The sequence below is a fragment of the Pseudomonas sp. AFG_SD02_1510_Pfu_092 genome, from assembly GCF_003331055.1.
Classification (GTDB): Bacteria; Pseudomonadota; Gammaproteobacteria; order Pseudomonadales; family Pseudomonadaceae; genus Aquipseudomonas.
Map to the genome: position 1 here is coordinate 1 of NZ_PUQD01000024.1, position 23,242 is coordinate 23,242.

Consider the following 23,242-nt stretch of genomic DNA (forward strand, 5'->3'; position numbering starts at 1 on the left):
GATCACGTAGGCGAGGTTCAGCGGCGCCACGGCGATGTTCGGGTTGGCATCGCTGTAGCCGTCGAAGTTCTCGGTATTCAGATCCAGGCTGCGCAGGCCGGCCGGGATCGGTAGGGTTTCGTGCAGGTGCGACTGGGTCAGCAGCAGGGCGATGCCGCTGTCCTCGAACATGTAACTCAGGCGGTCCTGCGGGTATTCCGGGTCCAGCGGCACATAGGCGCCACCGGCCTTGACGATGCCCAGCAAGCCGATGACCATCTCCAGGCTGCGCTCCATGGCGATACCGACCAGCACGTCCGGGCCGACGCCCAGCTCGCGCAGCTTGTGCGCCAGCTGATTGGCCCGGCGGTTGAGCTCGGCGTAAGTCAGCGTCTGTTCGGCAAAGGCGAGTGCCGGAGCGTCCGGGGTGGCGAATACCTGGGCCTCGATCAGCTGATGAATGCTGCGCTCGTCCGGGTACGTCGCATGGGTCTCGTTCCAGCCTTCGACCATCTGTTGCTGTTCCGGCTGGCCCAACATCGACAGTTCGCCGAGCACCGCGCCCGCATCGGCCACCAGCGCCTGCAGCAGGTTGGTGAAGTAGCCGGCCAGCCGGCCGATGGCCTCATCGCTCCACTGCGTTCGGTCATGGCTGAACTGCATCGACAACGTCGCGCCCAGTTCCACCAACAGGGTCAGCGGGTAGCTGGTCTGTTCCTGCACCGCCACATCGCCGAAGCGCAGGCCGCCGGGTGCGCCCTGCTGCAGCGCCTCGGCCACCGGGTAGTTTTCGAACACCAGGATGCTGTCGAACAAGGCGTCACCACCCTGCCCCGCCCAGCGCTGCACATCGTACAGCGGGGTGTGCTCGAACTCGCGCAGCGCAAGGTTGCCGGCCTGCACCTGGCCGATCCACTCGGCCACGCGCTGCTCGGCACGCGGCGCGCCGATCACAGGCAGGGTGTTGATGAACAGGCCGATCTGCTCCTCTACGCCAGGCAGGTCTGCCGGGCGCCCGGCAACCGTGGCGCCGAAGCACACGCTGGCCTGGCCGGTGCAGCGCTGCAACAGCAGCAGCCAGGCCGATTGCACCAGGGTGTTGGGGGTGACCCGGTTGGCCCGGGCGAACGCTTCGATGCGCGCAGTCTGCTCGCGGTCGAAGGCCACCCGGTGGTTGCCGTAGCCGCTGCCACCGGCACTACCGGCGACCGCCCGGGCCAGCCGGGTCGGCTCGTCCAGCACGGCCAGTTGGGCTTTCCAGAACGCTTCGGCAAGCGCCGCGTCCTGGCCTTGCAGCCAGCCGATATAGTCGCGGTAACGCGTGGTCTGCGTGGGCGGCAGCAGGCCGGCGTAGCGCTGCAGCACCTCACCGAGCAGGCGCGAGGTGCTCCAGCCGTCCATGAGGATGTGGTGGTTGGTGTAGATCAGGTGATGGCTGGCGTCGCCCGTACGCACCAGTACCAGGCGCAGCAGCGGTGCGCCAGCCAGGTCGAAGCCACGCTGGCGCTCATCCTCGGCAAGGGCCTGCAGTGCCTGCTGCAGCGCCGGCTGGCCACGCCAGTCATGCTCGCTGCACGGCAGCGCGACGGCCTTGTGTACCAGCTGCACGGCTTGCTCCAGCTCGCCCGCCAGGACAAACCCGGTGCGCAGGATGTCGTGCGCATCCAGCGTGGCCTGCCAGGCCTGCTTGAAACGCTGCACATCCAGCCCTTGCACCTCCACCCGTAGCTGGTTGATGTAGTTGCCGGCCTGCGGGTCGTAGAGGGTATGGAACAGCATGCCCTGCTGCATCGGTGACAGCGGGTAAACGTCGGCGATCTGCCCCGCCGCCACCGGCAGGCTGTCCAGTTGCGCCTGGGTCAGCCTGGCCAGGGGCACGTCGGACGGCGTGATGCCCTGCTGGCGGGCATCGCAGCAGTGTTCGACCAGCTCAGCCAAGGCCTGTTGGTAAGCCTGGGCCAACGCGTCGATGGTGGCCGGCTGGTACATATCGGTGCTGTAGGTCCACTCCAGGCACAGCTCGCCGCCGTACACCTGGCCAGTGATGCTCAGCCAGTTGCCCAGCGGGGCGCCGGCACATTGGGTACGGCCTGCGCGTTCGGCGCTGGGGCTGAACAGCGCGCCGGCATCGAAGCTGGCATCGAACTGGCCCAGGTAGTTGAAGGTGACGCGGGCCTGGGCACCGCGCTGTACCTGCGCACGCAGGTCGGCAGCGCCGAGGTAGCGCAGCAGGCCATAGCCGAGGCCTTTGTCCGGCACCGCGCGCAGTTGCTCCTTGATCGCCTTGATCGACTGGCCGAGGTCGTGGCCGGGGGTGAGGCGCACCGGGAACAGGCTGGTGAACCAGCCCACGGTGCGGCTGAGGTCAAGGTCGTCGAACAGGTCTTCGCGGCCATGGCCTTCCAACTGCACCAGCAGGTTGTCCTGCGCGCTCCAGCGGCACAGGGTGCGCGCCAGCGCGGTCAGCAGCAGGTCGTTGATCTGTGTGCGGTAGGCCGCCGGCGCCTGCTTCAGCAGCCTGGCGGTGCGTTCGGCATCCAGCCGTGTAACCGCCGTGCCGGCATGGGTGTTGGCCAGGCTGCCCTGCGGGTTGTCACGCGGCAGCTCGGCGTGGTCACCGGCCAGCAGCTGTAGCCAATAGTCGCGCTGGGCATGCAGCGCAGCACTGCCGGCATGGCTGGCCAAGCGTTCGGCCCATGTCTTCACCGAGGTGGTCTTGGCGGGCAGGCTCACGGCCTGGCCGTCCAGCAGTTGCCGGTAGGCCGCTTGCAGGTCTTCCAGCAACACCCGCCACGACACGCCGTCGATCACAAGGTGATGGACCACCAGCAGCAGGCGCTGCTGGCCATCAGCGAAGTCGAACAGTTCGGCACGCAGCAGCGGCCCGTGCTCCAGGTTCAGGCTGGCTTGCACCTGGTTGCCAGCAGCGTCCAGTTCATCCAGCGAGGCCAGGTTGCGCTGCAGCAGCAGTGGCGCACTGTCCAGCGGCTGGAAACGTGCCTGCCACTGGCTTTCGCCACGGCTGAAGCGCAGGCGCAAGGCATCGTGCTGTTCGACCACGGCGCGCAGGGCGGCCTGCAACTGCGGCACCTGCACCGGGCTGGCCGGCTTGAGCAGTACCGACTGGTTCCAATGTGCAGGCTGGGCGATCTCCAACTCGAAGAAACGCGCCTGAGCCGGCAGCAATACCACCTCGCCGATGTTGGCGGTGTCCACGGCTGCGGCCGCAACCGCTTGCTTGGCCTCGATGCGCTTGGCCACCTGGGCCAGCTGGGCGATGGTCTGTTGTTCGAACAGCTGCTTGGGCGTGATGCGCAGGCCCTGGCGTTTGGCCCGGGCGATGATCTGCAGGCTGAGGATCGAGTCGCCGCCCAGTTCGAAGAAGTTGTCAGTGCTGCCGACCTGCTCCAGCTTGAGCACATCGGCCCACACGGCGGCCAGCTTTTCCTCGATATCGCCTTGTGGCGCCACATAGCCGCGGCTGACCGCACCGGGTACCGGCAACGCGCGCTTGTCGAGCTTGCCGTTGGCAGTCAGCGGCAGGCGCTCGAGCAGCAGCACCTGCGCCGGCACCATGTAGTCCGGCAGGCGAGCGTGCAGGTGCGCCTGCAACTGCTGCACGGTCACGCCGTCGTCGGCAACCGCGTAAGCCACCAGTTGCAGGCGCTCGGCATCGCCTTCCAGCGGCAGCGCCAGCACCACGGCCTCGCTGACCCCAGGCAAGCCGGCCAGCACCCGGCCGACCTCACCCGGCTCCACGCGGTAACCACGGATTTTCACCTGGTCGTCGGCACGCCCGATGAACTCGATCAGACCGTCGGCCGTTAGCCGCGCGCGGTCACCCGTGCGGTACAGGCGGGCACCGCCCTCGGTCGGCACGAAGCGTTCGGCCGTCAGCGCCGGCTGGCCCAGATACCCTTGGGCGACCCCCTGCCCACCCAGGTACAACTCGCCAGCCACCTGCACCGCCACAGGGTTGAGGTAGGCGTCCAGCACCTGCGCGCAGGCGTTGCCCAGCGGGCGACCGACCGGCACCGTGCGGCAGCCTGGCAGCCGCTGCACCGGCTCGAAGGTGAGCACGCCGACGGTGGTTTCGGTCGGCCCGTAGTGGTTGATCACTCGGCAATCCGGGCGCAGTTCGCGGACCTTGTCCAGCAGGCCCCAGCTGCACGCTTCACCGCCGAGGATCAGCGCCTCGACGGGCAGTACATCGGCGGCGCAGGCCGCTTGCAGCAAGCCTTGCAGGTGACTTGGCACCAGCTTGAGCACGCCCACCTGATGCTGCGCCATGTAGCTGGCGAAACCATCCGGGTCGAACGCCAGTTCCTGTGGCAGCAGGTGCAGCAGGCGGCCAGAGGCCAGGGCGCCGAACAGCACGGTGTGGCCCAGGTCGGCCGCGGTGGTGGACACCATCGCCATGCTCGCCGCGGCCGGCAGTTGCAGGCGCTCCAGCAGCGCCTGGGTGTAGCTGGCCAGCGCCCCATGGCTGACCACCACAGCTTTCGGCTGACCGGTCGAGCCCGAGGTGTAGATCAGATAGGCCGGTTGTTCGGCGGCGATGGCCACCTCGACCGGGCTGTCGCTGCAGGTTGCCCAGGCGGTGTGATCGCAGCAAATCAGCTGCACGCCGGTGAGGCCGGCAAAGCGCTGGTCGCCCGGTTCATGCAGAAGTACGGCGGCGCCACTGTCGGCAATCAGTTGTTGCAGGCGTTCCTGCGGTTGCTGGGTGTCCAGCGGCAGGTAGGCGGCGCCGGTCTTGAGCACTGCGAGCAAGGCGCTGACCCACTCGATGGAGCGCGGCAGGCACAGGGCAACGACGCTGCCGGCACCGACGCCGCGCTGGCGCAGGTAGTTGGCCAGGCGGTTGGACGCCGCCTCCAGTCCGGCCTGAGTCATGAACCGGTCACCGGCACGCACACCACCGAGGGCCTGGCCTTGCGCCATGGCCTGGCGCCACAGGGCCAGGATGTCGCCGTGCGGGTAGGCCTGCGTGGTCGCCGGCAGCAGCGGCGCCACTTGCGGGCTGTCGACGATCGCCTGCTGCGGGTTGCGGACCAGCGCATCCAGCACCTGGCGCAGCGAGGCGGCCATGCGTTCGATGGTGGCTTGCTGGAACAGGTCGGTGGCATAGGTGAAATAGCCTTCGATGCCGTCGGCCTTGTCGGAAAAGTCGAACGCCAGGTCGAAGCGGGCGTCACCGCCGTCACGGGCAAAGCCTTCCACCTCCAGCGCGCCAAGGCGCTTGCGCCCTGTATCGCTGGCGGCTACGTGCTGGTTGATCTTGAACTGGAACAGCGGGTTGTGCGCCAGGTTGCGCTCGGGCAACAGGGCATCGACCAGGTGTTCGAACGGCAGTTCCTGGTGTGACTGGGCGCCGCCGATCACATCTTTTACTTGCTCCAGCAGCGCGGCGAAGGTGGCGCGCTCGTCCACTTGCACGCGCAGCACCTGGGTGTTGATGAAGAAGCCGATCAGGCCTTCCAGCTCCTGGCGGTTGCGCCCGGCGTTCGGTGCGCCGATGCGGATATCGGCCTGGCCGCTATAGCGCGACAGCACCACTGCCATGGCCGCCAGTACCAGCCCGAACAGCGTATGGCCGCCCTTGCGCGCCTGGCTGCGCAGGGCCTCGGCCTGGGCGCTGCCGATGTCCACGCGCAGCACGGCACCGCGCTGGCTGGGCGTGGCCGGGCGCTCGAAGTCCAGCGGCAGGCTCAGCAGCGGCTGCTCGTCGCCCAGTTGCGCCTGCCAGTAGGCCAGCTGGCGCTGCGCTTCACCGGCTTCGAGCCAGGCGCGCTGCCAGATGGCGTAGTCAGCGTACTGGATCGGCAGCGCCGGCAGCTCGGCCTGCCGGCCTTCGGCCAGGGCGGTGTACAGCTGGATGAATTCCTGCACCAACACATCGCTGGACCAGCCGTCGGCGATGATGTGATGCATGCTCAGCGCCAGCACATGCTGGTCGGCCGCCACACGCAGCAACGCGACCCGCAGCAGCGGCCCGCTCAGCAGGTCGAACGGCTGCTTGAGGACGGCCTCCACCGCGCTGCTCAGCGCGGCTTCATCGGGGGCCTCGGCGACCGTCATCAAGGCCACTGGCAGCGGGCAGTGGGTGAGAATTTCCTGGTGGAATTCACCGTCTTGCGAGGCGAAGCGGGTACGCAGCGACTCGTGACGCTGCACCAGCGCATCCAGCGCCTGTTGCAGCAGCGCCGGGTCCAACGGGCCTTTCAGGCGCACCGCCATCGGCACGTTGTAGGCCGGGCTGTCGGGCTCCAGCTGCCAGAGGAACAACAAACGCTGTTGGGCGTACGACAGCGGAAGGCGCGCCCGGCCCGGGCGCGCCGGGACGATCGGCAGCAGGCGGAAGCTCTGGCCGCTGGCCTGCATCTTGTCCAGGATCTGCTGGCGTTGCTCCACGGGGAGGCCGACGAAACGTTGGGCGATGCGTTGTGCTGCAGTGAGTTCCATGTCAGGCCTCTGTGAATGCGTTCATCATGTGTTCGATATCGCTCAGGCCGTCGTCGGACAGCGACAGCCCCTGCTCGTCCAGCGCCTGGGCGAACGCGCGCAGTTCGGGGTGGCTGAAGATCAGCCGCAGGGGCATGTCCAGCCCCAGCTCGACGTTGATCCGCGATACGGCCTGGGCTGCCAGCAAGGAATGCCCGCCCAGCTCGAAGAAGTTGTCGTTCAGGCCGACCCGGGCGACGTTCAGCAACTGCGCCCAGATATCCGCCAACTGCTGCTGGCGCGCGGTCTGCGGCGCCTGATAGTCATGCTGCGGCTGGCTCGGCTCGGGCAATGGCAGCGCCTTGCGGTCGAGCTTGCCGCTGGGGGTCAGGGGCAGGCTCGCCAGGGTCACCAGGCACGACGGGATCATGTAGTCCGGCAGGCTGGCCTTGAGGTGCTGCTTCAAGGCCAGGCGCAGGTCGCCGTGGTAGCCCTCGGCCGGCACGGCGTAGGCGCACAACTGCTTGCCGGTGGGCAGGTCGATGGCCAGCACGGCCGCCTCGCGCACATCCGGATGGGCCCGCAGGTGCTGCTCGATCTCGCCCAGTTCGATGCGGAAGCCGCGCACCTTCACCTGGTGATCGACCCGGCCGCGATAGGCCAGCTGGCCGTTTTCGTCGTAACAGCCAAGGTCGCCGGTGCGGTACAGCCGGCCACCGCCGACCGGGTCGAACGGGTCGGGGATGAAACGCTCGGCGGTGAGTGACGGCCGTTGGTGATAACCGCGCGCCAGGCAGCCGGCGCCGCCGATGAACAGCTCGCCAGGCACACCCACCGGCGTCGGCGCCAGGCCATCGTCCAAGGCATGCAAGGCACGCCCCGGCAAGGCACGGCCGATCGGCACCCCGCACTGGCTGACCTGCTCCACCGTCATCTGCGAGCAGTCGTAGGTGGTGGCGACCACGGTGGCTTCGGTCGGGCCGTAGGTGTTCAGCAGGCGCACCGCTGGCGGGCCATCGACCAGCCAGGCGCGCAAGGCATCCTCCGGCACCGCTTCACCGCCGACATGAATCTGCCTGAGCCGGCCATAGGCCTCGGCGCTGCGACGCTCCAGCGCCAGCAGGCGCCAGTAGGCGGCTGGCAAGTCGGCCACGGTCACCCCGTGGCGGTTGATCTCGCCCAGCAAGGTGGCGGTGTCCCACAGCCGCAGGTCACGCAGCACCACGCAGGCGCCCTGGGCCAGCGGCGGGAAAAACTGCTCGATGAAACCGTCGAAGCTGAAGGTGGCGAACTGCAGCACGCGGTCGTCCGCGGTCAGCCGCGAATAGTCGGCGGCCACCTGGCAGAACACCGACAACGCATGGTGATCGACGGCCACGCCCTTGGGCAGGCCGGTGGACCCGGAGGTGTAGATGACATAGGCGAGGTTGTGCGCTGCAGCCAGGTTTGCCAGCGGCTCGGCGGGCCAGGCCTGCAGCCACTCGGTGCCCGGTTCCAGTACCACGCAGGGCAGTTGCTTGCCCAGTTGCAGGCGCTCACGCGAGGGTGCATCGGCCAGCAGCAGGCCAATACCGCTGTCCTCGATCATGTAGCCCAACCGCTCCTGCGGGTAGTCCGGATCCAGCGGCACATAGGCGCCACCGGCCTTGTGAATGGCGATCAGCGCCAGCGCCATGCCCAGGCCGCGTTCGACGGCCACGCCGACCAGGCGGTCCGGCCCCACCCCCAGCGCGCGCAGGCGGTGCGCCAGCTGGTTACTGCTGCGGTCCAGTTCGGCATAGGTCATCTGCTGGTCGTCGCAGATCAGCGCGATAGCGTCTGGACGCTCACGCGCCTGGCACGCTAGCAGCTGGTGCGCACACAGGCCGCTGGCGGTTTGCGGCGCGGGGTTCCAACCGTGGGTCAGCTGCTGGCGTTCGGCGCTGCCGAGGAAGTCCAGCTCGGCGATGCGGCGCTGCGGTTCGGCACAGATGGCTTCCAGCAGCGCCTGCCAGTGGCCGGCCATGCGCTCGATGCGCGCTTCGTCGAACAAGTCGGTGGAGTAGTTGAACGAGGCACTCACGCCATCGGCACGCTCCAGGGTGTTGAGCGAGATGTCGTACTGCGCGCCCGGCTCCTGCAGGTCCACTTCCTTGACCTGCAGGCCGTGCAGGGCATCGCCGGCCACCTGCTCACCCAAGTCGCGCAGGTGGTTGTACAGCACCTGGAAGAACGGGTTCACGCCCTGGTCGCGGTCGGGGTACAGCGCTTCGGCGACCTCGAGGAACGGCACATCCTTGTTGGCCTGGGCCTGCAAGGTGGTTTCCTTGATCGCCGCCAGCAACTGCGGGAATGGCTGGCTGCCATCGACTCTGATACGGGCCACCACCACGTTGATGAAGAAGCCGATCAGCCCTTCCAGCTCCAGGCGGTTGCGGTTGGTGACCGGCACACCGATGTTGAGCGTGCCCTTGCGGCTGTAGCGCGACAGCACGATGGCAAAGGCCGCCAGGAACACATGGAACAGCGTGGTGTTGGATGCCACCGCCAGGGCCCGCAGGCGCTCGGTGAGGGCCTGCGGCAGGCGCACGTCGAAGCGGTTGCCCTGGTAGCTTTTGACCTGCGGGCGAATGCGGTCGGCAGGCAGTTCGAGCACCTCGAAGTCGTCTTCCAGGCGGGCCTTCCAGTAGTCGATCTGCGCCTGCATCTGCCCCTCGGCCAGGCACTTGCGCTGCCAGGCGGCGAAATCGGCGTACTGCACCGGCAGCGGCTCGATGGTTCGCGCCTGGCCTGTGGCCGCGGCGTTGTAGGCAGCAGCGAACTCGCGTACCAGCAGGCTCATCGACCAGCCGTCGGAGACGATATGGTGCAGCGTCAGCGACAGCAGGTGCTCCTGCGCCTGTACCTGGAACAGCCGGGCGCGCAGCAGCGGACCGCGCTCCAGATCGAACGGGACGAAGGCTTCAGCTTCCAGATTGCGCATCTGCGCGGCGTGGTCCTGGCCGCCGAGGTCGTCGAAGCTGATCGGCACCGTCGCCGCCGGCAGGATGCGCTGCCAGGGCAGGCCTTCGGCCTCGACGAACACCGTGCGCAGCGCTTCGTGGCGGGCCACCAGCGCATCCAGTGCGGCCTGCAGCGCGGCACGGTCAAGGTTGCCCTGCATACGCACGGCCATCGGCGTGTTGTAGGCCAGGCTTTCCGGGTGGAGCTTCCAGAACAGCCACTGACGGTGTTGCGAAGGCGACACCGGCAATGGCTGCTGGCGGTCGAGAATCGTGATGTCCTGGCCGACGCCCTGCTCGCCCTCGGCCACCGCTTGGGCGAAGGCTTGCAGGTCGACGGTGTCGAACAGGCTGCGTAGCGGGATATCCACGCCCAGCTGCTTGCGTATCCGCGATACCGCCTGGGTAGCGAGCAGCGAGTGGCCGCCGAGGGCGAAAAAGTTGTCGCTCAGGCCCACCTGCGGTACTTGCAGGACTTGCGCCCATATCTGTGCCAACTGCGTTTGCAGCGGGGTCTGCGGCGCTTGATAAGCCACCTGGGTGGCGACGGGTTCCGGCAGCGCCTTGACATCGACTTTGCCGTTGACCGTGACCGGCAGATGCGCCAGCACCATCAGGTGGGTCGGCACCATGTGTTCGGGCAGCAGGCTCTTGAGACTGGCGCGGATGGATTCCTGCCAGGCCTGGGGGTCGGCCGGTTGCTCGCTGGGCACCAGCCACGCGGCCAGTTGTAGTTGTGGCGCCTGGCCATGCACGCGGACCAGGGCATTGGCGACACCGCCCAGGGCACGCAGCTGGTTCTCGATTTCGGCCAGCTCCACCCGATAGCCACGGATCTTCACCTGGCCATCCATGCGCCCGGCGAATTGCAAGTCGCTGCCCTGGCGCACCCAGTCACCGCTGCGGTACAGGCGCTCGCCGTGACGGCCGTTCGGGTCGGGCACGAAGCGCTCGGCGGTGAGTGCCGGGCGCTTCAGGTAGCCACGGGCAAGGCCGGCGCCGCCGATGTACAGCTCACCCTTGGCCTTGGCCGGCAGGGGTTGCAGGCAGTGGTCGAGCACTGCGACGCGGGTGTTGGCCAGCGGCTGGCCGAGGCTGGCCTGCCCGTTCAGTTCGGCGACCAGCACACCGACGGTGGTCTCGGTCGGGCCGTAATGGTTGAACACCTTGAGCGTCGGGGCCAGGTTACGGACCTTGCCCAGCAGGCCCGGACTGATGGCCTCGCCGCCAAGCACCAGGCACTGTGCCGGCAGCGCCGAGCGGCCAGCCAGCAACATGGCTTCCAGGTGCGACGGTACGATCTTCAGCGCGTCTATCTGGTGCTCGGCCAGGTAGGCGGCGAAGCCTTCGGCATCCAGTACCTGTTCGCGCGCCAGCAGGTGCAAGGTGTGCCCGCCGCACAGGGCGCCGAACAGCATGGTGTGGCCAAGGTCGGCAGCCGGGGTCGAGACCTGGGCCATGCTGCGAATGCGCTCGACCGGCAGGCGCGCTGCGATGCCTTCGACGTAATTGGCCAGGGCGCCGTGGCTGATCGCCACGCCCTTGGGCTGGCCGGTGGTGCCGGAGGTATAGATCACATAGGCCAGGTTGGCCGCTGCCGGAGCGGCGCGTGTGACGCGACCATTACCGGCTTGCGCCCAGTTGAGGTGCTGCACATTTGCCGGCAGTTCGGCCTGCCAGTTGCCGGGGGCCAGCACCAGGCGCGTGCCGCTGTCAGCGAGTATGTAGGCCAGGCGTTCAGCCGGTTGCTCGGGCTCCAGCGGCAGGTAGGCGCCGCCGGCCTTGAGCACACCTAGGATACTGGCGAGCATGTCGACGCTGCGGTCGGCCAGTACGCCGACCAGGGTCTCCGGCGCGACCCCGGCTTCGTGCAACCGGCTGGCGATGGCCTCGGCGCGGGCATCGAGTTCGGCGAAACTGGCCTGCTCGCCGGCGGCCATCACTGCCGTGCGCGCCGGGTGGCGGCTGGCGGCGGCGGCAAAGCGCTGGTGCACCAACAGCGTTTCGTCAGCCTGCGCAGGCGTGCCGATGGCCGCCGCCAGGCCGGGCAATGGCAGCTCGCCAATGGCGCCAGCCGCTTCGCCCGCCAGTGCTTGCACCAGGGCCAGCCACTGCTCGCCGAGGGCGGCCACGGTGGCCGCATCGAACACATCGGTGGCATAGGTGAACGCGGCGTGCAGCTGCCCCGCCCGTTCATGGGTATCCAGTGCCAGGTCGAAGCGGGCGCTGTGCTTTGCCAGCTCGATCGGTGCCAGGCTCAGGCCGGAGCGGGTCTCGATGGCCTGCACATCGGCCACCTGCGCCTGGTGGTTGAACAGCACGCGGAACAACGGGCTGTCGCTGCTGCGTGGCAGCTCCAGGGCCTCGACCAGCTGTTCGAACGGCAGGTCCTGGTGGCTTTGCGCGCCCACGGCGGTTTCGCGCACGCGTTGCAGCAGGCCGGCGATGTCCAGCAGCGGGTCGATTTCGCTGTGCAGCACCTGGGTATTGATGAAGCAGCCGATCAGGCCCTGGCTTTCCGCACGGTTGCGGTTGGCGATGGGGACCCCGACACGGATCGCGGTTTGCCCGCTGTAGCGCTGCAACAGCAGTTTGAAGGCGGCCAGCAGGACCATGAACAGGGTGACGTTGTGCTTGCGCGCCAGGCCCCGCAGGCGTTCGGCGAGGTCGCTGGCAAGCGTCAGCTGGTGACGCGCGCCACGGTAGCTGGGCCGGCCCTGGCGGGTGCGGTCCAGCGGCAATTCCAGCGGCGAATGGTCGTCGCCCAGGCGCGCCTGCCAGTAGGCCAGCTGGCGCTCCTGCTCGCCGGCCTGCAGCCAGCTGCGCTGCCACAGGGCGTAGTCGCGGTACTGGATCGGCAGCGGTTGCAGGGTGGCCTCGCGACCGGCCACGGCGGCGTCGTACAGGTGCAGGAACTCATCGATCAGCACGTTCATCGACCAGCCGTCGGCGACGATGTGATGCAGGGTCAGCAGCAGCACATGCTCCTGCGCGGCCAGTTGCAGCAAACGCACGCGCAACAGCGGGCCGTTGGCCAGGTCGAACGGCGCCAGCGCTTCGGCTTCGGCGATGGTTTCGATGGTGGCCTGGCGGGCGCACTCATCCACGCCGTGCAGAACATCCTGGCGCAGCTGCAACGGGGCGGCGCTGGCATCGACCTGCTGGCGCACATCATCACCGTCGGCGACGAAGCGGGTGCGCAGGGTTTCGTGGCGCGCGACCAGGGCGTCGAAGGCGTGCTGCAGGGCGCCCAGGTCCAGCGGGCCATGCAGGCGCACGGCCATGGGCAGGTTGTACGCCGCGCCCTGCGGGTCGAGCTGCCAGAGGAACCACATGCGCCGCTGGGCATACGACAGCTGGTCACGCTCGGCCACCTCCACCCCGGGAGCGATCGGCAGCACGGCGAAGTCCATGCCCTCGCCCTGCAGCGCCTTGAGGAACAGGCGGCGCTTGTCGGGGCCGAGTTCGATGAAGCGGCGGGCGAGTTTGAGCGTTTGGTCGGCATTCATGTCGAGCGGTGTCCTGGCAGTCGAGCGGTAACTGTCAGACGAAGGTATGCAGGGGTGATTTAGTAGAGGCCGCGCCGCCGGCTGCATCGGCTTTGTGCGAGCACCGGCGTAGCCGGTGCCATGCACCGCGCTGGGTGCTTCGCGGGTGAACCCGCTCCCACAGGGAATGGCGCAAGCGCCGAGCTCACGCAGTATGGCCTGTGGGAGCGGCCGTGGCCGCGAACACCGGCGTAGCCGGTGCCATGCACCGCGCCGGATGCTTCGCGGGCTCGCCCGCTCCCACAGGGGACCGCGTATGCCCCAGGCCCACGCGGTATGACCTGTGGGAGCGGCTTTAGCCGCGAACACCGGCGTAGCCGGTGCCATCCACCGCGCTGGATGCTTCGCGGGCTCGCCCGCTCCCACAGGGGACCGCGTATGCCCCGGGCTCACGCGGGATGACCTGTGGGAGCGGCTTTAGCCGCGAACACCGGCGTAGCCGGTGCCATCCACCGCGCCGGATTCTTCGCGGGCTTGCCCGCTCCCACAGGGGACCGCGTATGCCCCGGGCTCAAGCGGTATGACCTGTGGGAGCGGCCGTGGCCGCGAACACCGGCGTAGCCGGTGCCATGCACCGCGCTGGATTCTTCGCGGGCTTGCCCGCTCCCACAGGGGAACGCGTATGCCCCGGGCCCACGCGGTATGACCTGTGGGAACGGCTTTAGCCGCGAACACCGGCGTAGCCGGTGCCATGCACCGCGCTGGATGCTTCGCGGGTGAACCCGCTCCCACAGGGAATGGCGCAAGCGCCGAGTTCACGCAGTCCAGCCTGTGGGAGCGGCCGTGGCCGCGAACACCGGCGTAGCCGGTGCCATTCCACCGCACTGGATGCTTCGCGGGTGAACCCGCTCCCACAGGGGACCGCGTATGCCACGGGCTCACGCGGTATGACCTGTGGGAGCGGCTTTAGCCGCGAACACCGGCGTAGCCGGTGCCATGCACCGCGCTGGATGCTTCGCGGGCTTGCCCGCTCCCACAGGGGACCGCGTATGCCCCGGGCTCAAGCGGTATGACCTGTGGGAGCGGCTTTAGCCGCGAACACCGGCGTAGCCGGTGCCGCCCACCGCGCTGGATGCTTCGCGGGCTTGCCCGCTCCCACAGGTACTGCACTGGCTTCGGGCTCACGCGATAACCTGTGGGAGCGGCCGCGGCCGCGAACACCGGCGCAGCCGGTGCCATGCAGTGCAGCGTCAGCGCAGCAGTTCGGAATGCCCTTGCGCCATCGCCACCACCACCTTGCGCTTACCGGTAAACGGCGACCGCGCATGGGCCGCCAGCATGTTGTCGAGCATCAACACATCGTTCTGCAACCAGGGGAAGCTGATCGTGCATTCATCCAGCACCCCGCGCACTTCATCGAGCAGCGAATCCTCGATGGCCGACCCGTCGCCGTAATACACGTTACGCGGCAGGTCCTGCTCCTCGACAATGTCCATCAACGACTCGCGCACCTCGGGCTGCAGGTTCGACACGTGGAACAGGTGCGCCTGGTTGAACCACACGTCATCCCCGGTCACCGGGTGACGCGCGACCACCTGGCAGCGCTGGCGGGTGCGCAGTTCACCGTCATCCTTCCAGATGCACTCAATGGCATGCGCCCGGCAGTAGGCCTCGACCTGGCGCGGGTCTTCGCTGTTGAATACCTGCGACCACTCCACATCCAAGCCGTTGCCGTAGTTGCGCACGTACATCAGCCCCTTCTCCATCAACCGCTCACGAATGCGCGCCGGCATGCGCCGGTACACCTCGCGGCTGTCGGCAATCGGCGTCTCGCCGCCGCTCTCGGCGGGGATCACGCTGTAGAACCAGATCTTCATCGGCCATTCCAGGGTGTAGGCCTGCTCGTTGTGCAGGGGGATGCTCTGGTGCGCCGGGTACTCGGTGGAGGTGTACACACCCTGGGTCACATTGCTGCGCGGGGTGGAGCCGAATTCGTAGTTGAGCAGCGGGTGGCCGAAGGCCGCCGCGAACTGGCGGAAGGCTTCTGCACCGCCCACCTCGAAGCCGCGAAACAGGATACCGCCGGCCTGCAACAGGTGCCGCTCGACCAGCGGCTGCAATGCCGCAAAGGCTTCCAGCAGGTCGATCCCCGGCTCCGGCGCGCGCACCAGCAGCGGCAGGTTGCCGCGCGTAGCGTCCAACGGTTCGATGGCAAAGCTCAGCAGTTCAGTCATGTCCGGTCACCTCAAGCCAGAGCCGCGTTGGCGGCAAAATCGGGATGTGCGCCGTCGCGGCGCCTGTCTGGAGGAACGAGCGGACCTTGGGGAAATTCAGCAGGGCCACAACTAAAGCCGGCGGGCGCCGATTCGTCTGAACGATGTGCCCCCTTTCATCGCCCAGGAACCGTACATGACTCGCCAGCTTCTGCTTCTTGCCCTGCTCGCCGCGGCCCCTGCCGCCTGGTCGGCGCAGCCATGCGCCGTGGAAATCCATGGCACCGACCAGATGACCTTCGACAAGGCCGCCATCAGCGTGCCCAAGGCCTGCACCGCGTTCACCGTCACCCTCAGCCACCCCGGCGCCATGCCGAAGAACGTGATGGGCCACAACTGGGTGCTGAGCACCCAGGCCGACATGCAGGGCGTGCTCGATGACGGCCAGAAGGCGGGCGAGGCGCAGGACTACCTGAAACCTGGCGATACCCGGGTAATCGCCCATACCCGTCTGATCGGCGGCGGCGAACAAGACAGCGTCACCTTCGACACGCAGCAGCTGAAGGCCGCAACCCCCTACAGCTTCTATTGCTCGTTCCCGTTCCACAGCACCTTGATGAAGGGCACCCTGACCCTCGGCAGCTGACCCCGCCCCCCCTTTTCAATCTGCGAGATCACCCTTGATGAAAACCTCCTCCCCCGGGGCCATCCGCGAACTGCTGGGCCTGCTGAAACCCTACCGCCCGGCGGTGATCGTCTCGGTGCTGCTGGGCATGCTCGGCGGCCTGGCCGTGACCGCACTGCTGGCCACCGTCAACCAGGGCCTGCATGCCGCCGGCGGCATGAGCCAGAACCTGATCCTGGCCTTTGCCGGCTTGTGCGTGCTGGCCCTGGTCAGCAGCGTGGCGGCCGACAGCGGCACCAACTACGTCGGGCAGAAAGTCATCGCCCGGCTGCGCAAGGACCTCGGCGCCAAGGTGCTGTCGGCACCGATCGAGCAGATCGAGCGCTACCGCAGCCACCGCCTGATCCCGGTACTGACCCGCGACGTCGACACCATCAGCGACTTCGCCTTCGCCTTCGCCCCCCTGGCCATTTCGCTGACCACGGTGACCGGCTGCATGGCCTACCTGGCCTGGCTGTCGTGGCCGATCTTCCTCATCACCCTGGCAGCCATCGCCATCGGCAGCGGCATCCAGTACATCGCCCGGCAAAAAGGCGTGGCCGGCTTCAACGCCGCCCGTGACGCCGAAGACCACCTGCAGAAGCACTACTCGGCCATCGCCGAAGGTGCCAAGGAACTGCGCATCGACCGCCGCCGCCGCCACGCCATGCTGACGCGCAATATCCAGGGCAGTGCCGATTTCATCGCCAACACCCATATCCGCGCGATCAACATCTTCGTCGCGGCCAAGAGCCTGGGCTCGATGCTGTTCTTCGTGGTGATCGGCCTGACCCTGGCCCTGCAATCGCTATGGCCGAGCAACGACCCGGCGGTGATGAGCGGTTTCGTGCTGGTGCTGCTGTACATGAAAGGCCCGCTGGAAACCCTGATCAGCAACCTGCCGATTCTCGGCCGCGCGCAGGTGGCGTTCCGCCGCATCGCCGACCTTTCCGAGCGCTTTTCCTCGCCGGAGCCGCACCTGCTGCTGGCACCGCCGGCCAAGCGCAGCGCCCCGGCCAGCGCGCACCTGCAACTGCACGAGGTGGAATACGCCTACCCAGCGGTGGACGGCAACGAACCGTTCCGCGTGGGCCCGGTGAACCTGAGCATCGAACCGGGCGAGATCCTGTTCATCGTCGGCGAGAACGGCTGTGGCAAGACCTCGCTGATCAAACTGCTGCTGGGCCTGTACACCCCGCAGCGCGGCGAAGTGCGCCTGAACGGCAAGGCCGTCGGCCCGGAAGGGCTGGATGATTACCGGCAGTTGTTCACCACGGTGTTCGCCGACTATTACCTGTTCGACGACCTGCCCGAGCCCGAGCACAGCCTGCCCAGCGATGCCACGCGCTACCTGGAGCGGCTGGAGATCGCCCACAAGGTCAGCGTGCGCGATGGCGCCTTCACCACCACCGACCTGTCGACCGGGCAGCGCAAGCGCCTGGCGCTGGTCAATGCCTGGCTCGACGGGCGGCCGGTGCTGGTGTTCGACGAATGGGCGGCAGACCAGGACCCGACCTTCCGCCGGGTGTTCTACACCGAGCTGCTGCCGGACCTGAAGCGCATGGGCAAGACCATCATCGTGATTTCGCATGATGATCGGTACTTCGATACGGCGGACAAGGTGGTGCACCTTAGCCGCGGAAAAGTGGTGGAAGCGCTGGAACCGGTATGAAAATCTGCAACGGACTGCAAAATCGGGCGCTCTATAATCTATCTATAGTCGGTCTATAATTCGCTATAAATGGTTTTCCATACGACACCTATAATCAATCTATAGTCGGTCTATAATTGGCTATAGATTCGTATGGAGGTACAGCAAATGCCTGAAACCGTTTACCACCGCCCGGCCCTCGCATCCCGCCTGTCGAAATTGATCCTGCATGTCGCCGTCGGCAGTGCTGCCAGCTCGGGCGTATTTCTCGCTGCACCACGGCGCACCGGCAAATCGACCTTCGCCCGCGAAGACCTGCGCCCTGCGTTGGAGGCCGCCGGGGCGATCGTGTTGTATGCCGATCTATGGAAGGATCTGACCAAGGACCCGGGTCAGGTCATTGTTGAAGCGGTGCGTGAAGCGGTCGGTCGGAACGAAGGGTTCATAACGCGCCTCGCTAAATCGTCCGGAATGGAAAAGGTCGCGGTTGGAGGCTTGAACTTCAATCTGGACAGGATCGGGCTCGGGCAGGACATAGACCTGACCAGCGCTCTGGTGGCACTCTCCGATGAGTCACGCAGGATCATCGTCCTGATCATCGACGAAGCACAGCATGCGATCACGACGGAAGCAGGCATCGCCGCCCTGTTTGCTCTCAAGGCCGCCAGGGACGAGCTCAACAGCTCGAAGCACCATGGCCTGCGCATCGTCTGCACCGGCTCGAACCGGGACAAGCTGGCAATGCTGCGCAACAGCAAAGACCAAGCGTTTTTCGGTGCCTCCATGGTGCAGTTCCCGATGCTGGACCAGGATTTCATCGATTGGCTTTGCGCCAATATCGATCTGCCAAGCGCACTCGACCCAGCGCAGGTGTTCCAGCTCTTCAAGGAAAGCGGCTACCGCCCAGAGCTGTTAGGTGCGGCAGCGGATGAAATCCGCTTCGATTTCGGTATCGAGCCCGAGGCCATTCCGGCACGGTTCAGGGAGCTTGTTCAGGCACAAGCCAATGGCTTGAATGCAAATCTGAAAAAGGTGATCCACAGCCTCACGCCTATCCAGGCTGCGGTTCTACGTGTCATGTGCGTGAAGGGGAACGACTACGCGCCGTTCGAGGCGCCGACCCTGGCACTGTATGCCAAAGCGATGGAACAGGCCGGTGTGGATGCGAGCGAAGTGAAGGCCGAGGTACCGGGGGTGCAGCAAGCACTTATCGCTTTGCAGGACAAGAACTTGGTGTGGAAAGCATCGCGGGGGGTGTACGCGGTAGATGAACAGGTGATAGTCGATATCGTGCGTGCGGACGGCTTGCTGGAAGGTCTGGCCTGAGTGCTTTGCTGAGGGCGCCGGGGGGTGCTTTGCGCCCCTATCGCGACACAAGGCCGCTGCCACAGGCGTAAGCGACCACCTGAGCAGCCTTGTGTCGCGATGGGCTGCAAGGCAGCCCCAACAGGCAGAATCAGAACAACCAGTGATACAACAGGTACACCACCAGCGCCGCCAATAACGGCCGCAGCACGCGGTAGGCCTTGGGGTTGGCGCGCTTGAACTGCTTCACCCGGGCGCTGATCCGGTTGCTGAAGCGCTTGCTCCAGGCGTAGGCCTGGTTGATCCCGCCCACGCGTTCGTCGTCGGTGTTCTGCGGTGCGGTAGCACGGCCGAGGAAGGCGCTGACCTGGCGGTTGATGCGGGTCATCAGCGGGCTGCTCAGCGGCCGTTCGATGTCGCAGAACAGGATCACCCGGGTGACGTCAGTCTCGTTCTTGACCCAATGCACGTAGGTTTCGTCGAACATCACATCCTCGCCGTCACGCCATGCGTATTCCTCGCCGTCCACGTAGATGCGGCAGGCGTCGGAATTCGGCGTGGACAGCCCCAGGTGGTAGCGCAGCGAACCGGCGAACGGGTCACGGTGCGGGTTCAGGTGGCTGCCGCCGGGCAACAGGGCGAACATCGCGCCCTTGACGTTGGGGATGCTGCTGACCAGCTCGACGGTGCGCGGGCACAGGGTTTGCGCCGAAGGCAGCGGTTTGTCGTACCACTTCAGGTAAAAGCGCTTCCAGCCCTTCTTGAAGAACGAACCGAAACCGGCGTCGTTGTCCTTCTCGGCAGCGCGGATGTAACCTTCGTCGAACAGGCGCATGGCCTCTGCGCGGATTTCCTGCCAGTTGTCCTTCAACACATCCAGTTCGGGGAAGCGCTGGCGGTCCAGGTAGGGCCTGGAGGGCACGCCGGAAAACAGGTACATCAGGCTGTTGTAGGGGGCGAACAGCGCCGAATGGTTGACGAACTGGCGCAACACCGGCAAGCGAGCCTTGCCGCGCAGGTGCACGAACAGCACGCTGCCAAAAAACACCAGCAAGACACCCGCCTTGGCTGCAAAGGAAAAGGTCATGCTTTCACTCCTTGAGGAAGCGACAGGGCTGCGCGCCCTGCCCTCCGGAAAATCATCCTGCCATCATAAACCGATGCCGCCAGGGTAAAAACAGCCTGCACGGCAACTCAATCATGAAGATTTTGCAATAAACCAGGCCGCCGAACCTTGCGCCGGGTCAGCGGCCAGGCCGCTTACTGCTGGTTTTCCTGCTCGCTGAACAGGTCGCTGAACAGCATGCTCGACAGGTAGCGCTCGCCGGAGTCCGGCAGGATCACCACGATGGTCTTGCCTTGCATTTCCGGCTTTTCGGCCAGGCGCACGGCGGCCGCCATCGCCGCGCCACAGGAAATACCGCAGAGAATGCCCTCTTCCTGCATCAGCCGAATGGCCATGGCCTTGGACTCTTCATCGGTCACCGTCAGCACCTGGTCGACGATCGACAGGTCGAGGTTCTTCGGCACGAAGCCGGCGCCGATACCCTGGATCTTGTGCGGGCTGGGCTTGAGTTCTTCACCGGCCAGGGTCTGGCTGATCAACGGCGATGCCACGGGTTCCACCGCCACCGACAGGATCGCCTTGCCCTGGGTATGCTTGATGTAGCGCGACACGCCGGTGATGGTACCGCCGGTGCCGACCCCCGCCACCAGCACATCGACCGCGCCGTCGGTGTCGTTCCAGATTTCCGGGCCGGTGGTCTTTTCGTGGATCGCCGGGTTGGCCGGGTTTTCGAACTGGCCCGGCAGGAAGTACCCGGCCGGGTCGGCGGCGACGATTTCGTTGGCCTTCTCGATGGCGCCTTTCATGCCCTTGGCCGGGTCGGTCAGCACCAGCTCGGCCCCCAGCGCCTTGAGCACCTTGCGCCGCTCCAGGCTCATCGAGGCCGGCATGGTCAGCATCAGTTTGTAGCCGCGCGCGGCGGCGACGAAGGCCAGGCCGATGCCGGTATTGCCCGAGGTCGGTTCGACGATGGTCATGCCCGGCTTGAGCTTGCCGCTGCTTTCGGCATCCCAGACCATGTTCGCGCCGATGCGGCATTTGACCGAATAACCCGGGTTGCGCCCTTCGATCTTGGCCAGGATGGTCACGCCGCGCGGGGCAATGCGGTTGATCTGCACCAGCGGCGTGTTACCGATGGAGTGCGCGTTGTCTGCGAAGATACGGCTCATGGCGGGGTCCTTGGCATGAAAGAAAGCAGGGAAAGACCTCAAGGGTAAGCCCGGGCCGGCGGCCCGTAAAGCTCGTTCGAACTCAGCCAGGCGCGTTGCGGTCAACCGCACATCCTGCCTTGGAGACACTCCGATGAGAGCCCGTTATCGCTGGCCGCTGATCGGCCTGGCCAGCCTGATCGTGCTGTTGCTGGCGCTGCACCTGGCCCTGCCCTACCTGGTGCGCGACTACCTCAACGACAAACTGGCCGACATGGGCGACTACCGTGGCCAGGTGGCCGACGTTGACCTGGCCTGGTGGCGCGGTGCCTACCAGATCAACGGGCTGAAAATCGTCAAGACCACCGGCAAGGTGCCGGTGCCGTTTCTCGACGCACCGCTGATCGACCTGTCGGTGAGCTGGCATGCCCTGTGGTACGACCGCGCGGTGGTGGCCGAAGTGGAGTTCCAGCGCCCCGAGCTGAACTTCGTCGACGGCGGCAACAAGCAGAATTCGCAGACCGGTCAAGGCACCGACTGGCGCCAGCAGCTGGAAAAACTGCTGCCGATCACCCTCAACGAGGTGCGCATCGACAATGGCGTGCTGACCTTTCGCAACTTCAATTCCAAGCCACCGGTCGACCTCAAGGCTACCCAGCTGAATGCCAGTATCCGCAACCTCACCAACATTCGCGACGAAAAGGGCCGGCGCGATGCCAGCTTCGACGGCACCGCACGGATCGCAGGCGATGCCAAGGTGGAAAGCCGCGCGACCTTCGACCCGTTCAGCGATTTCGACGATTTCGAGTTCCGCCTGCGCGCCACCGGGATCGAGCTGCGCAGGCTCAACGACTTCGCCAGTGCCTACGGCAAGTTCGACTTCAATGCCGGGCACGGCGATGTGGTGATCGAAGCGCAGGCCACCAACGGCCGCCTGAACGGTTACATCAAGCCGCTGCTGCGCGATGTGGATGTGTTCGACTGGCAGCAGGATGTGCAGGAAAAGGACAAAGGTTTCTTCCGCTCGGTGTGGGAGGCGCTGGTGGGCGCGACCGAGACGGTGCTGAAGAACCAGCCGAAGAACCAGTTCGCCACCCGCGTGGAGCTGAGCGGCAGCGTGCGCAAGCAGGATATCAGTGCCTTCGAGGCGTTTCTGCAGATCCTGCGCAACGGGTTTATCCAGGCATTCAATGCGCGCTACGAGCGTGACGCGCCGGATTGAGACCAGAATGGCGTGACGGGGCATTCAGGGACTGAATACCCGGTCTGCGTTTCCAGCTGGCGAGCCCCGCGTTATAGTCGGTGACAAATCAAAAATATGTGCTGCTTGTACTGGCCTCTTCGCGGGTGAACCCGCTCCCACAGGTATTGCACAAACCTGAGCAAAGGTGGGTACCTGTGGGAGCGGGTTTACCCGCGAAAGGGCCGGTGCAGGCTTACAGCAGAGGACAGACCCATGAAGTTCGAAGGCACCCGCGACTACGTCGCCACAGACGACCTGAAACTGGCGGTAAACGCGGCCATCACCCTCGAACGCCCGTTGCTGGTCAAGGGCGAGCCCGGCACCGGCAAGACCATGCTGGCCGAGCAGCTGGCCGCCTCGTTCGGGGCGCGCCTGATCACCTGGCATATCAAGTCGACCACCAAGGCCCACCAGGGCCTCTACGAGTACGATGCGGTCAGCCGCCTGCGCGACTCGCAACTGGGCGTGGACAAGGTCCACGACGTGCGCAACTACCTGAAGAAGGGCAAGCTGTGGGAAGCCTTCGAGGCCGAAGAGCGGGTCATCCTGCTAATCGACGAAATCGACAAGGCCGACATCGAGTTCCCCAACGACCTGCTGCAGGAACTCGACAAGATGGAGTTCTACGTCTACGAAATCGACGAGACCATCAAGGCCAGACAGCGCCCGATCATCATCATCACCTCCAACAACGAGAAGGAACTGCCGGACGCCTTCCTGCGCCGCTGCTTCTTCCATTACATCGCCTTCCCCGACCGCAGCACCCTGCAACAGATCGTCGATGTGCACTACCCGAACATCAGCCAGTCGCTGGTCAGCGAGGCGCTGGATGTGTTCTTCGATGTGCGCAAGGTGCCAGGCCTGAAGAAAAAGCCGTCCACCTCCGAGCTGGTCGATTGGCTGAAGCTGCTGATGGCCGACAACATCGGTGAAGCGGTGCTGCGCGAACGCGACCCGACCAAGGCGATTCCGCCGCTGGCCGGTGCGCTGGTGAAGAACGAGCAGGATGTGCAGTTGCTCGAGCGCCTGGCTTTCATGAGCCGGCGCGGCAACCGCTGAC

At 66.2% G+C, this 23,242-nt stretch carries 10 protein-coding genes; 5 read left to right on the forward strand and 5 right to left on the reverse strand.

Annotated features, from left to right (window positions below; all coding sequences use genetic code 11):
• The 3 genes from C6A77_RS12485 to C6A77_RS12510 form a co-directional block, all read right to left on the reverse strand.
• Positions 1 to 6,444: non-ribosomal peptide synthetase (locus C6A77_RS12485; protein ID WP_114169741.1), on the reverse strand; the 6,444-nt coding region annotated here is incomplete at its 3' end.
• A 1-nt stretch (position 6,445) separates the two neighbouring features.
• Complete coding sequence (locus C6A77_RS12490; protein WP_114169798.1) at positions 6,446 to 12,913, reverse strand: non-ribosomal peptide synthetase; 6,468 nt, start codon at positions 12,911 to 12,913, stop codon at positions 6,446 to 6,448.
• A 1,229-nt stretch (positions 12,914 to 14,142) separates the two neighbouring features.
• Positions 14,143 to 15,126 carry a TauD/TfdA family dioxygenase gene (locus C6A77_RS12510; protein ID WP_114169744.1) on the reverse strand — a complete coding sequence of 328 codons (984 nt, stop codon included), beginning with the start codon at positions 15,124 to 15,126 and terminating at the stop codon, positions 14,143 to 14,145.
• Positions 15,127 to 15,301: 175 nt separating this feature from the next.
• On the opposite strand from C6A77_RS12510, the gene azu reads away from it, so the two are divergent.
• The 3 genes from azu (at position 15,302) to C6A77_RS12525 (ending at position 18,746) form a co-directional block, all read left to right on the forward strand.
• A complete protein-coding gene (gene azu, locus C6A77_RS12515) occupies positions 15,302 to 15,751 on the forward strand; it encodes an azurin (protein WP_114169745.1) in 450 nt (149 codons plus the stop codon).
• Positions 15,752 to 15,788: 37 nt separating this feature from the next.
• Complete coding sequence (locus C6A77_RS12520) at positions 15,789 to 17,441, forward strand: cyclic peptide export ABC transporter (RefSeq protein ID WP_114169746.1); 1,653 nt, start codon at positions 15,789 to 15,791, stop codon at positions 17,439 to 17,441.
• A gap of 147 nt (positions 17,442 to 17,588) precedes the next feature.
• The gene (locus tag C6A77_RS12525) at positions 17,589 to 18,746 is read left to right on the forward strand and encodes an ATP-binding protein (protein ID WP_114169747.1); all 1,158 of its coding nucleotides are present in this window, start codon (positions 17,589 to 17,591) and stop codon (positions 18,744 to 18,746) included.
• Positions 18,747 to 18,876: 130 nt separating this feature from the next.
• On the opposite strand, the gene C6A77_RS12530 is transcribed toward C6A77_RS12525, so the two are convergent.
• Positions 18,877 to 19,812 (reverse strand): aspartyl/asparaginyl beta-hydroxylase domain-containing protein, encoded by a 936-nt coding sequence (locus tag C6A77_RS12530; protein WP_114169748.1) that lies wholly within the window; start codon positions 19,810 to 19,812, stop codon positions 18,877 to 18,879.
• A 173-nt stretch (positions 19,813 to 19,985) separates the two neighbouring features.
• Positions 19,986 to 20,960: a cysteine synthase A gene (gene cysK, locus C6A77_RS12535; protein ID WP_114169749.1), complete on the reverse strand. Its 975-nt coding sequence runs from the start codon at positions 20,958 to 20,960 to the stop codon at positions 19,986 to 19,988.
• Positions 20,961 to 21,093: 133 nt separating this feature from the next.
• On the opposite strand from cysK, the gene C6A77_RS12540 reads away from it, so the two are divergent.
• On the forward strand, positions 21,094 to 22,161 hold the full coding sequence (locus C6A77_RS12540) for a DUF748 domain-containing protein (protein WP_114169750.1): 1,068 nt from the start codon (positions 21,094 to 21,096) through the stop codon (positions 22,159 to 22,161).
• A 234-nt stretch (positions 22,162 to 22,395) separates the two neighbouring features.
• Positions 22,396 to 23,241, forward strand: coding sequence for a MoxR family ATPase (locus tag C6A77_RS12545; protein ID WP_114169751.1), 846 nt, complete (start codon positions 22,396 to 22,398; stop codon positions 23,239 to 23,241).
• Position 23,242 lies beyond the last annotated feature (1 nt).